The following is a 12,255-nucleotide window of genomic DNA, read 5'->3' as shown; positions in this document are numbered from 1 at the left end:
TTTAAAAATGCTGATATTACAAGTTTTTAGCGCTAACACCACTAATTCTTGAAAATCCTGATTAACTTTGACACACATTAATTTAAAACAAATGAATTTTCCATCAGAATTAAAATACACTAAAGACCACGAGTGGGTTAAAGTAGAAGGTAACGAAGCATTTATCGGTATTACTGATTTTGCACAAAAAGAGCTTGGCGATATTGTTTACATTGATATTAACAGCGTGGGTACTGAAGTAGCTAAGGATGAAGTTTTCGGAACGGTAGAAGCCGTTAAAACAGTTTCTGATTTATTTATGCCACTTACAGGCTCAGTTTTAGAGCTTAATGCAGAATTAAATGATAATCCTGAATTGGTAAATTCTGATCCTTATGGTAAAGGATGGATGGTTAAAGTTTCTCTATCTGACTTAGCTGAAATTGAAGAATTACTTACTGCTAATGCTTATCAAGCCTTAGTTGGTGCATAATCCCGATACCTTGTTCAAAGCACTAAAACATCAAAAATGGGCCATATTTTGGACAATCGTTATTTTAGTGCTTTGTAATATAAGAATGCCTGAAACCGAAGGAGAAGGTTTTTTCTTCACTGGTTTTGATAAAATGACCCATTTAGGTTTCTTCTTTATTTTGTCTGTACTGCTTTTTTATGGTAAGATAAAATACCAGCACAACTTCGGCTTCAGAACATTAACCATTTTTAAGATAATTCTTATCAGCGCAATAATTGGCGGCGTTATCGAGTTATTGCAATGGAAAGTTTTCACTTATCGCTCCGCAGAATGGTGGGATTTCGGTTGCGATATGCTTGGCTGTTTTATGGCAGTTTTTAGTTATATTTTATTGCATAAATTAAATTTTAATGAAAAGATCGATTAGTTTAATCTGTTTAGTGGTAATTATAGGTTTAAACGGATGTAGTATTTTTAAAAAAAACTGTAATTGTCCTAAAGTTTACTATAAATCTTATCCGGCACAATACAAATAGGTATTCATAATGTTTTGATTTACAGCTTAACCGTGGACTCGGCGCTGTATTTAAAATGTTACCTAACTTTTAACACACCTTAACAAACCTTTCAGCATTCTTTTAGTCTGATAGCATAGTTTTGTAATACTTATATTTAGATTTTGATGAAAATTTACGTTCAAAGAGCAATATTTCTTGTTCTTATTTTTTGTGGATACCTGGCAAACGCTCAAAACACTGGCTCGGTAAACGGTAGAGTTATTAATGCCAAAGACCAGAAACCTGTAGACTACGCAACCATAGCTGTTAAAAGTTTAAAAGACTCAAGTGTTGTTGCAACCGGTCAGTCTAATCCTGATGGAACCTTTTCCTTTAAAAATATCCCTGCGGGAAACTATAGAGTTATAGCTGCTTTTCTTGGTTTAAAAACAACCAGTAAGAATGTTACGGTTGCAAAGGCGGCAGCAAACGTTGGTGATATTGCAATGGCAGATGATGGTTTAAACCTTAACGATGTAAATGTTGTTGCGCAAGTGCCAACTGTTGTGGTTAAAAAAGATACTTTAGAATACGATGCGAAGTCGGTTAAAGTTCGTGAAAATGCAGTTGTGGAAGATGTTTTGAAAAAACTTCCGGGTGTTGAAGTTGCGAAAGACGGAAGTATAAAAGCCGGTGGTGAAACTGTTACCAAAGTAAAGGTAGATGGTAAAGAATTTTTCGGTAGCGACCCTCTTTTAGCTACAAAAAACCTTCCTGCCGATATGGTAGATAAAATTCAGGTTATTGATGAACTATCTGAACAAGCACAGTTTACCGGTATAGATGACGGAACAAGAACCAAAATATTAAACATTACCACCAAAAGCGGCATGAAAAAAGGCTATTTTGGTAATAGCACTGTTGGCTACGGAACAAATGATCGTTATGATGCAAGTTTAAATGTAAACAAGTTCGATAACGACCAGCAATTCAGTTTTATCGGTCAGTTTAATAATGTTAATAAGCAGAACTTTGGTGGCGGTAATGGTCAAGGAAATGGTTTTGGTGGCGGTGGTAATGGTGGCCGTGGAGGCGGCGGCGGTGGCACTTCTGCTGGTGGTGGAATTACAACAACCAATGCAGCAGGTTTAAATTTTGGCGATACTTATAAAGATGGAACTCAAATTCAGGGAAGTTATTTTTTCAACAAATCATCTGTATTTAATGAGCAAACTAGCAATACACAAACGCTTTTAGGTAATACATCTCAAAATGTAAACAACTACTTAAATAGCAATAGCGATAAAACCAATCATAGATTAAACTTTATGATTGATACCAAATTGGACTCAACAACTAGCATTAAGATTCAACCAAACATAGCATATACAGAAAATAATGGGCTGAGTTTAAATAATTACGTTAGAAATAATGTTATAGCATCAGGTATATCGAATACAGTTGGTAATCAAAGCTATACAACAGAAAGTTCTACACCTGTTATCAGTAATAATATTTTAGTTCGTAAAAAGTTTCAGCGTAGAGGCCGTACTTTATCATTAAACATTAATACGTCCATTAACGATAGTAATTCTGATAATATCAATTATATTCTTGATAACAACACGGTTAATGGTGTTTCAACTCAAAAGCTAACCAATCAGTTGAATGATTTGAACAGTCATAACATTACCAATACAACAAGAGTTGTTTATACAGAGCCCTTATCAAAAACAACGAGTTTGGAGTTGAACTATCAAAATGGTATCAACAACAGTACTTCTGATCGTAATATTTTAAACTTTAACACAGCCACAGGTAATTTTGATATTGTTGACAACGTTTATTCAAATCATTTTGAAAATCAGACATTGACCAATGCTGCAGGTTTGAGCTATACCGTTAACCAAAAAAAGTATAACTGGAATATTGGTGTTGCAGGACAACAAACGAACAGAGAGAATACTAACTTAACTACAGGTGTTGTGTTTACCCAGAATTTTGTTAACCTAACGCCATCTGCTCAATTCAGATACAACTTTAGCAATAGTAAAAGATTGTCTGTTAACTATAGAGGTACAACGCAACAGCCTACTATCGACCAGATTCAGCCAATTCCTGATAATACGAATACTCAATCAGTAATACTTGGTAATCCAAATCTAAAACCAGCATTTAACAACACATTAAATGTTAGGTATAATAATTTTGCTTTTGCAAAAATGCGTTTCTTTGCCGTATTCTTAAATTTAACCCAAACATTTAATGCTTTCGCTTCAAGTCAGCAAGCGGTTACTGATATTAATGATGTAAACTATGGTAAAATTGCATCAACATATATTAATGTTGATGGTAATTACAGTGGTAATGCAAACATCGTTTTAGGTCAACCTATTATTCCAAATAACAAATTAAATTTGAACGCTACATTAACAGGATCTTACTCTAAAGGAACAAATGTGACTAGCGGAATAAATAATATAACGAATAACTGGAGTTTAGGAAATACATATCGTTTTGTAACCAATTTAGATAAATGGGATATTACCGCAGGTATTGGAGGAACGGTTACCAGCGCCACTTATTCCGCTCAGCCAAATTCAGATAACAAATTTTATACAATAAACCCAAGCTTTGATATTTCTTACGTTTTGCCGTTAAATATCCGTTTAGCAATAGATTTAGATTATTTTAAAAATACTGGTCGTGGCGAAGCTTTTAATACAGAGTATACGATTGTTAACTCTTACATCAGCCGTCAGTTCTTTAAAAATCGTGGTACATTTAAAGTAGCAGTAAATGATGCATTAAATCAAAATCAAGGTATTAGTCGTACAGCCACAGCAAATACCATTACCGATTTAAATTACAACGTATTGAAACGTTATTATATGTTCTCTTTCACTTATTCATTAACTCGTATTGGCGGCCGTAACATTGGTAATGATGTTCAAATGCCTGGTATGGGTGGTCAAGGTGGTCAACGCCCAAGGTTTTAATCTATCTTAAAAAAGACATACAGCCTGCTTGTAAATCAAGCGGGCTTTTTTGTTCAATAATTTTGTATTTCAATTGTTACTTGTATAGAACAAACCTTCGCTTGTAATTAAAGTCTCAAATAGGAGAACACATTATTAAATCGAATGAAGATATTTTTTACTTGCTTTTTGCTCTTTACTTATTCTTTTATTTATGCTCAACAAAAAACAAGTGCTGTTAGCGGGCGCATTCTTCAAGCAAATGATAAAAAACCTGTAGATTATGCATCAGTTGCGATAAAAAACCTAAAAGATTCGAGCATGGTTGGCGCAACTACTACAACTGCAGATGGTAAATTTGTTTTTAAAAATCTAAAGCCAGGTGTTTATCGCTTATACGCAGCTTTTCTCGGCTTAAAAAACGCTAATAAAGATTTTACCATTACCAATAAAGATGACGTGGACCTGGGCGATGTAATTCTGGAAGCTGGCAGCATTGATTTACAAACTGTAGAAATTAAGGCAGAAGTGCCACCAATTGTAGTGAAAAAAGACACATTGGAGTTTAACGCAAGTTCTTTTAAAACGATAGAAAATGCAGTGGTTGAAGATTTACTAAAAAAATTACCTGGTGTTGAAGTTGACAAAGCCGGAGCGGTAAAAGCACAGGGTGAAACTATTACCAAGATTAAGGTTGATGGGAAAGAGTTTTTTGGCAGCGATCCGTTGCTGGCAACTAAAAATCTTCCGGCAGATATGGTTGATAAAATTCAGATTATAGATGAACTTTCCGATCAAGCACAATTTACAGGAATTGATGATGGAACCAGAACTAAAATAATAAATATTACAACGAGGAAAGATAAGAAGAACGGCTATTTCGGAAACAGTAGCATTGGCTATGGCTCTGATGATAGGTATGATGTTAATGCTAATGTAAATCGATTTGATAAAGACCAGCAAATGAGTGTTGTTGCACAATTTAATAATGTAAACAAACAAAACTTTGGTGGTGGTTTAGGCGGTAATGGTGGTGCGGGCGGAAGAAGTACAGGCATTACCAATACCAATGCCTTAGGATTTAATTTCGCCGATACATATACAGATCAGACACAAATTAGTGCAAGTTACTTCTTCAACAAAACTGAAAATTTAATCTTAAGAAATAGCGTTACTCAAAACCTATTGGGCGATATAACAACTGTTTTTAACAATAACCAAAACAATACTTCGGATAGGTTAAACCAGCGTTTAAATTTTATGGTTGATACCAAAATTGATTCTCTAACATCATTACGCATTCAGCCAACTTTAAGTTATACCAATAATCAGAGTTATAATAATAGCGTTTACAATAGAGATTACAGTACTTACACCACAAATGGTACTCAATCTTTAAATAGTCATAATACGGCACCATCAATAAGTAATAACATTTTGTTGCGCAAGAAATTTATGCGTAGGGGTAGAACGCTTTCACTAAACTTTAATACCAGTATTAATAATAACGATGCCGATAACTATAATAATATTACTGATAATACTTTAAATGCGGATATTACAACACAGAAAATCACAAATCAGTACAACGATCAGCAATCCGAATCTATTAATCAAACTTCTCGTTTGGTTTATACGGAGCCGATATCAAAAATACTGAGTCTGGAATTTAATTATCAGAATGGCTATAACCACAATACTTCCGATAGGTTTACCTATAATTTTAATTCGGCTACGCTACAATACGATTTATTGGATTTAACTTATAGCAATTCCTATGAAAATACAATTTCAACTAATACAGCAGGTTTTAGCTTTAATGGAAATGGCAAAAAGTATAACTGGAATGTTGGTATGGCGGTTCAAAATACTGATAGAGTAAATAATAATTTAACGCAGAATTTTACACTAAAGCAGAATGTTTTTAACTATACGCCTTCTGCAATGTACCGCTACAATTTTAGCAACAGCAAGCGTTTGGTTATCAACTATCGAGGTAGTACTAACCAACCAACTATACAACAATTACAGCCCATTCCAAACAATACAAATACACAAAGCATTCCTGTCGGAAATCCGGATTTGAAACCCGAATTTAACAATACTTTGAGGTTTGTCTATAATACTTTTACGGTTGGTAAAAATCGGTCGTTATTCATCAACCTTAATTTAACGCAAACATCAAATAAAATAGCAAATAGTAGTAGTTTAATACAAAGTGGTATAAATCAAGGTAAGCTTGCCCTTCTACCTGTAAACGTTAGCGGAACCTATGCAGGGGTTGTTTCATCATCTCTAAGTTTACCTTTAATGCCTGACAATAAATTAAATTTTCATATTAATGTAAATGGCAGTTATGACCGTGATGTGAATTTTACCAATTCCCTTAAAAACATCACCAATAGCTGGTCTATTACAAATGGATATCGGTTGGTTTCTAATTTAGATAAACTCGATTTAACTGCCGGAGTTAATGGCTCTATAAATCAATCTACTTATTCAGTTCAGGCAAATTCTAATACCAGATATTATACTTTTAGTCCAAATATAAGTGTGAGTTATCTATTCCCTGGCGAAATTCGCTTAGCTGTAGATGCAGATTATAATCAAAATACCGGAAGGGGAGAAGGTTTTGATACGCATTTTACGCTCATTAATTCTTACATCAGCAAACAATTCTTTAAAAACCGAGGTACCTTTAAAGCTGCAATTAATGATTTATTGAACGAAAATCAGGGCATAACCAGAACGGCAAATAACAATACCATACAGGATGTGCGTTATAATGTATTAAAACGCTATTTTATGTTTTCATTCACATATACCTTGAACAGAATGGGTGGGAAAAATAGAAATAATATGCAGCGTGGCGGCGGCCAAGGTGGTAATCGGAGTGGTGGTTTTGGAGGAGGGCGAAGGAATTAAAATCCTGATTAAATAATTAATAATACCAGCTTTCTTATTTGGAATAAATCTAAAGAAAGGCTAACTTGCGTCAAATTTAATAGATGAAACTTTCGCAGTTACAAGTTGGGGAAACAGGAACAATAGTAGCTTTTACAGATTTGGAAATGTCTGTGAAATTGATGGAAATGGGCTGTCTGCCAGGCGAGATAGTTGAAGTAGAAAGATTTGCTCCACTCGGAGACCCGATGGCCATTCGCGTGGCAGGTTATCAGCTCTGTTTACGTAAAAGCGAAGCTGCAGTTATCATCATTCAATAATTGGCTTAGGTTTGGATATTAAAGTTGCATTAGTTGGTAATCCTAATACAGGTAAATCTACACTGTTTAACCGCTTAACAGGGTTAAATCAGAAAATTGGAAACTTTCCTGGTATTACAGTCGATAAAAAAACAGGATATACTAAACTTGTTGAAGGCAGAAATGCTGAAATTATAGATTTACCTGGTACTTACAGTCTTTACCCGAAAAGTAACGATGAACGTATTGTTTTTCAGGTTCTTGCAGATAAGCAAAACAGTAGTTATCCTGATGTAATTGTTTTAATTGTCGATGCTTCCAATCTGAAAAGAAACATGCTTTTGTTCTCTCAAGTTGCTGATTTAGGCATTCCCATGGTTTTGGCTTTAAACATGACGGATTTATCTGATAAGCAAGGGATTTATATTCACGTAGATAAATTGGCTGCGAAACTAGGTATTCAGGTAATACCAATTTCGGCCAGGAACAATGTTGGAATAGATAAATTGAAAGCTGCTGTTGCTTATACAAACAAAATAGCCACACAGATTAATGCTGTTGAAGTTAATTTTTTAGCACCTAAAGCCATAGATGAAATAAAATTTAAAATAAATTCTGATAATGATTATTATGCCTTACAGGTTTTGCATCAGCATGAGCATTTAAATTTCTTTTCAGAAAAAGAACAACAGGAAATAGAGGATATTGAAAAATCTAACCATTTTGAATCATCAAAAATACAAGCCGCAGAAACAATTGCCAGATACAAACACCTAAGTACAATTTTGGCAGATGTGGTAATTGATAAAGGAACAGCAGAAAAATTCTCATTCAGCGATAAGTTAGATTCAATACTAACGCACAAAGTTTGGGGTTTTGCGATTTTCCTTTTAATTCTTTTCGTCATATTCAACGCAATTTTTGCATGGTCATCCTACCCAATGGATTGGATAGAAATTGGTTTTGGGTATATAACAGAAGCTGGGCATAAATATTTGCCTGCCGGAATGCTTACAGATTTGGTTTTAGATGGTATAATTGCAGGCCTCGGCGGCATATTTGTTTTTATCCCTCAAATTGCAATTTTGTTTGCCTTTATATCCATTCTTGAGGATACCGGTTATATGTCTAGAGTTACTTTTATGATGGATAAAATCATGAGTAAGGTTGGTTTAAATGGAAAATCTGTTGTGCCTATGATTGGTGGATTGGCTTGCGCAGTGCCATCTATAATGGCTGCAAGAAATATAGAAAACTGGAAAGATAGAATGATAACGATTATGGTAACGCCACTAATCAGTTGTTCTGCAAGGTTGCCAGTTTACATTTTATTAATTTCACTCATAATTCCATCTAAAACAATTTTAGGCATAATAAGTCTTCAGGGCTTGGCATTAATGATAATGTACCTAATTAGTTTTATTGCCGCCGTTCTGGTTGCATGGGTAATGAAAATCATTATTAAATCTAAAGAGAAATCCTATTTTATTATGGAGTTGCCGGTATATCGTATGCCTCGATGGAAAAACGTTTTCTATACCATGTTCGAAAAATCAAAAACATTTGTTTTTGAGGCAGGTAAAGTTATTATCGCCATCTCCATTATTCTTTGGGTAATGGCATCTTTTGGCCCTGGAAAGCGTTTCGAAAATATCGATAATAAATACCAGTCTGCATTGCTAGATACAACCAAAACCGAACATGTAAAAACTTTAATTGCTACTGAAAAGTTAGAGAATTCTTACGTGGGTATATTAGGGCATTGGATTGAGCCGGCAATAAGACCTTTAGGTTACGATTGGAAAATTGGCATCGGTTTAATTACCTCATTTGCAGCTCGTGAGGCATTTGTAGGTACAATGGCAACAATTTATAGCGTAGATGGAGGTGATGAAGATACCTTGACCATCAGAGAAAGAATGGCCTCATCAGTTAATAGCAGAACAGGTTTGCCTGTTTATTCTTTTGCAACAGGTATTTCGTTAATGTTATTTTATGCATTTGCAATGCAATGTATGAGTACTGTTGCAATTGTGTACCGCGAAACAAAAGGATGGAAGTGGCCAATAATACAATTAGCTTATATGACCGCAATGGCATATTTCGCTGCATTAATTGCCTATCAGCTGCTTAAATAACTTTGCCCGATTTCCCTTAACAAGAACTCACTTTTCAAAATTAGAAGAGGAAGTTCCCTGATACTATTAAAGTAGTTCCTGCTTTCCATTTTACTACGCACACAGCAGAAAATGCTGAGGCTTCGTGCGCACTATAATCGGGTCTATATCAAAAAAAAATTTGTTACTTTTAAATGTTTAAGGTATAAAGCTTTTAGTTCTTCGTTTATCTTTACTCCTTTATCCCAACTCAATCTGCCTTTTAATACTTTCTTCCAATGATATTAATGTTTCTGTACGTTGAATCCCGTTAACGGCTTGTATCTCTTCGTTAAGAACATGACGTAAATGATTTGTATCTCTGCAAATAATTTTTGCAAACATGCTATAAGAACCTGTTGTGTAATGTAATTCGACAACCTCTTTAATTTTGCTAAGTTGTGCCACAGCATCTTTATACTGAATTCCTTTTTCCAGGTATATACCCAAAAAAGCACATATATCATATCCCGCTTTTTGCGGGTCAATTATTAAGTGAGAGCCTTTAATAATGCCCATTTCCTGTAATTTCTTCATTCTTACATGAATTGTGCCACCGGAAACAATCAAATCTTTGGCAATTTCCGTATACGGCTTTGTAGCATCCTGCATCAATTGTTTTAGTATATCAATATCAAGGTTGTCAATTTCTAAATTGGAATTGTCTTTTTTAAGCATATTTTCTAAATCTGTTAAGCAAATTTAATAAAAATTATCAATATTATAAAAATAAAATTAAATGATTAAAAAATTTGCAAGGTATTAGTTGTTCCTTTACATTTGTATCAAGCAATTAACAAAAGGAAACGTTCTTTAACAATTGCTTACATAATGTAGGGTGGTGAAACAGGCAGACACACCTCCTTGTCTCGGTGGTGGAGAATATGGAAAACCGGCAATGGCTAACTACTCCTTGAAGGTTCGATTCCTTCCCCTACAGCAGTTTCAGTTTGCAGTAGCCAGTATACAGTTAGTAATAACTGATAATTGAAAGCTGCTTACTGAATACTTAAAATGTTGGGTGGTGAAATTGGCAGACACGCCTCCTTGTCTCGGTGGTGGGGAATAATGGGACAAACGCAGTTTATTGGGTTGACCACAATTAATTTTTTGAACTGTAGCTAACTACCCCTTGAAGGTTCGACTCCTTCCCCAACAGCATTTTTTATGAATAATAAGTTAGTTAATTGAGCAATCCCGGATGGGTTGCTCTTTTTCTTTTATACCTATCCCTCGTTAAAAAAATGTATATTTCAATATTAATTAATTAGGATAAGTTTTATTAGTTTAATGAGTAAAAAAATCAAGATAAAAGATATTGCCGAAGAGCTTAAAATATCTGTTACTACTGTTTCATTTGTAATAAATGGCAAAGCCAAAGAAAAAAATATAAGTCAGGCTGTTACTAAAAAGATTTTAGATCTTGTACAGGAATGGGGTTATCAACCTAATTCATTAGCCAAAAGTTTAAGGACAGGTAAATCAAAAATTATTGGTTTTCTGGTTGATGATATTTCCGAGCCATTTTTCTCTCGAATAGCTCGTTTAATAGACGAAAAGGCTTCAGAGCACGGTTATAAAATTCTTTTTAGTAGCACCAGAAATAATACGGAGAAAGCTAAAGAATTACTTCAAATTTTTCGAGATAGGCATGTAGATGGATATGTGATTGCACTTCCCGAAGGGCTTGAAAGTGAAATTGAAAAGTTAATTAAAACGGAGGCGCCCGTTGTATTATTCGATCGCTACGTGCAAGGTATGGAAACTGATTACGTTCTTACCGATAATAGTAAAATCGTTTTTGAAGCAACGCAACATCTTATAGATAATGGTTATAAAAATATTGGTTTTGTAACTATAGAAACTGAGCAGCAACAAATGCTCGATCGATTATCGGGTTATGAGCAGGCGGTAGGTAGTAATAAACAAACTTCCCTGATTAAAAAAATTAAATATAAAAACTCTGATAACATGATTAAGGAAATGATTGATTTCTTTAAGACTGAAGAGCAGTTGGATGCTGTTATTTTTGCCGCTAATTATATTTGCATGGATGGTTTAAGAACCTTCAAGGAAATGAATATTAAGCCATTTGATGATCTCGCTGTAATATCTTTTGATGACTTTGAATTATTAGAATTCTATAGCCCACCAATAACTGCGATAGCACAACCTATTAACGATATTGCAGAAAATATAATGAAAACGCTGCTATCCAGGCTTAATAATGAAAGTGATAAATCACAGAAGAAACAAATTGTACTGCCTGCAACATTGAATATACGCAGCTCAAGTTTAAGAAAAACGTAAAAAAAAGAGAGTAGAAAAATCTGCTCTCTTTTAAAAATTTATTTTGTGACTTTAAACGGTCATTACATCTTTTTCTTTAACTTCTGCATGCTTATCAACTTTGATAATGTAGGCATCAGTTAATTTTTGAACTTCGCCTTCGCCTGTTTTAATTTCATCATCAGAAACACCTTCGCCTTTTAGCTTTTGAATTTTGGTATTGGCATCTTTGCGAATGTTACGAACAGTAATGCGGCCGCGTTCAGCTTCTTCTTTAACTTTTTTTACTAAATCTTTTCTACGCTCTTCTGTTAATGGTGGTACAACCAAACGGATAACAATACCATCATTTTGAGGGTTTATGCCAATATTTGCAACTTGTATTGCTTTTTCAATAGGAACTAAAAGTGATTTTTCCCAAGGCTGAATAACAATTGTTCTTGCATCAGGTGTATTAATGCTTGATACTTGAGATAATGCAGTAGAAGCACCATAATAATCTACGAAAATACCATCAAGCATCCCTGCAGATGCTTTTCCTGCCCTAATTTTAGTTAATTCAGATTCACAATGATCGATAGCTCTATCCATAGCAGATTCGGCATCCATTAATTGTAATTGTATGAGTTCATTCATAATTTTGTGTATTTCTACAAAAATAGTAATTTTTTTAAATGG

The 12,255-nt window shown here is 34.3% G+C and carries 9 protein-coding genes and 2 tRNA genes; 9 read left to right on the top strand and 2 right to left on the bottom strand.

Features of this window, described 5'->3' with window-relative positions; translation table 11 throughout:
* Positions 1-91: 91 nt before the first annotated feature.
* The 6 genes from gcvH to feoB all read left to right on the top strand — a co-directional run bounded on the left by gcvH (position 92) and on the right by feoB (position 9,270).
* Positions 92-472, top strand: a complete 381-nt coding sequence (gene gcvH / locus IEV50_RS02240) for a glycine cleavage system protein GcvH (protein WP_188411613.1) — start codon at positions 92-94, stop codon at positions 470-472.
* 85 nt (positions 473-557) lie between these two features.
* A complete protein-coding gene (locus tag IEV50_RS02235; protein WP_229746590.1) occupies positions 558-881 on the top strand; it encodes a VanZ family protein in 324 nt (107 codons plus the stop codon).
* A 255-nt stretch (positions 882-1,136) separates the two neighbouring features.
* On the top strand, positions 1,137-3,950 hold the full coding sequence (locus IEV50_RS02230) for an outer membrane beta-barrel family protein (RefSeq protein WP_188411864.1): 2,814 nt from the start codon (positions 1,137-1,139) through the stop codon (positions 3,948-3,950).
* 144 nt (positions 3,951-4,094) lie between these two features.
* Positions 4,095-6,854, top strand: coding sequence for an outer membrane beta-barrel family protein (locus tag IEV50_RS02225; protein ID WP_188411611.1), 2,760 nt, complete (start codon positions 4,095-4,097; stop codon positions 6,852-6,854).
* An 83-nt stretch (positions 6,855-6,937) separates the two neighbouring features.
* Complete coding sequence (locus IEV50_RS02220; RefSeq protein ID WP_188411610.1) at positions 6,938-7,153, top strand: FeoA family protein; 216 nt, start codon at positions 6,938-6,940, stop codon at positions 7,151-7,153.
* An 11-nt stretch (positions 7,154-7,164) separates the two neighbouring features.
* Positions 7,165-9,270 (top strand): ferrous iron transport protein B, encoded by a 2,106-nt coding sequence (gene feoB, locus IEV50_RS02215; protein WP_188411609.1) that lies wholly within the window; start codon positions 7,165-7,167, stop codon positions 9,268-9,270.
* 219 nt (positions 9,271-9,489) lie between these two features.
* On the opposite strand, the gene IEV50_RS02210 is transcribed toward feoB, so the two are convergent.
* Positions 9,490-9,966, bottom strand: coding sequence for an Lrp/AsnC ligand binding domain-containing protein (locus IEV50_RS02210; RefSeq protein ID WP_056848148.1), 477 nt, complete (start codon positions 9,964-9,966; stop codon positions 9,490-9,492).
* A 154-nt stretch (positions 9,967-10,120) separates the two neighbouring features.
* Here IEV50_RS02210 and IEV50_RS02205 point away from each other — a divergent pair.
* From IEV50_RS02205 to IEV50_RS02195, 3 genes are all read left to right on the top strand, one after another.
* A tRNA-Asp gene (locus tag IEV50_RS02205) sits at positions 10,121-10,228 on the top strand.
* Positions 10,229-10,303: 75 nt separating this feature from the next.
* Positions 10,304-10,447 (top strand) — tRNA-Asp (locus IEV50_RS02200).
* A gap of 131 nt (positions 10,448-10,578) precedes the next feature.
* Complete coding sequence (locus IEV50_RS02195) at positions 10,579-11,598, top strand: LacI family DNA-binding transcriptional regulator (RefSeq protein ID WP_188411608.1); 1,020 nt, start codon at positions 10,579-10,581, stop codon at positions 11,596-11,598.
* 51 nt (positions 11,599-11,649) lie between these two features.
* Here the strand turns inward: IEV50_RS02195 and frr are convergent, their stop codons facing one another.
* Positions 11,650-12,213 (bottom strand): ribosome recycling factor, encoded by a 564-nt coding sequence (gene frr / locus IEV50_RS02190; RefSeq protein WP_188411607.1) that lies wholly within the window; start codon positions 12,211-12,213, stop codon positions 11,650-11,652.
* Positions 12,214-12,255 lie beyond the last annotated feature (42 nt).

It is taken from the genome of Pedobacter mendelii (genome assembly GCF_014635725.1).
GTDB lineage: Bacteria > Bacteroidota > Bacteroidia > Sphingobacteriales > Sphingobacteriaceae > Pedobacter > Pedobacter mendelii.
Note: the sequence above shows the minus strand (reverse complement) of the source record. Positions and strands in the feature narration are given on the sequence as shown.

What these genes read in the sequence shown, in the direction of transcription:
- gcvH (WP_188411613.1), top strand. Translation starts at nt 92, where the DNA reads ATGAATTTTCCATCAGAATTAAAATACACTAAAGACCACGAGTGGGTT.
- IEV50_RS02235 (WP_229746590.1), top strand. Translation starts at nt 558, where the DNA reads ATGCCTGAAACCGAAGGAGAAGGTTTTTTCTTCACTGGTTTTGATAAA.
- IEV50_RS02230 (WP_188411864.1), top strand. Translation starts at nt 1,137, where the DNA reads ATGAAAATTTACGTTCAAAGAGCAATATTTCTTGTTCTTATTTTTTGT.
- IEV50_RS02225 (WP_188411611.1), top strand. Translation starts at nt 4,095, where the DNA reads ATGAAGATATTTTTTACTTGCTTTTTGCTCTTTACTTATTCTTTTATT.
- IEV50_RS02220 (WP_188411610.1), top strand. Translation starts at nt 6,938, where the DNA reads ATGAAACTTTCGCAGTTACAAGTTGGGGAAACAGGAACAATAGTAGCT.
- IEV50_RS02210 (WP_056848148.1), bottom strand. Translation starts at nt 9,966, where the DNA reads ATGCTTAAAAAAGACAATTCCAATTTAGAAATTGACAACCTTGATATT.
- IEV50_RS02195 (WP_188411608.1), top strand. Translation starts at nt 10,579, where the DNA reads ATGAGTAAAAAAATCAAGATAAAAGATATTGCCGAAGAGCTTAAAATA.
- frr (WP_188411607.1), bottom strand. Translation starts at nt 12,213, where the DNA reads ATGAATGAACTCATACAATTACAATTAATGGATGCCGAATCTGCTATG.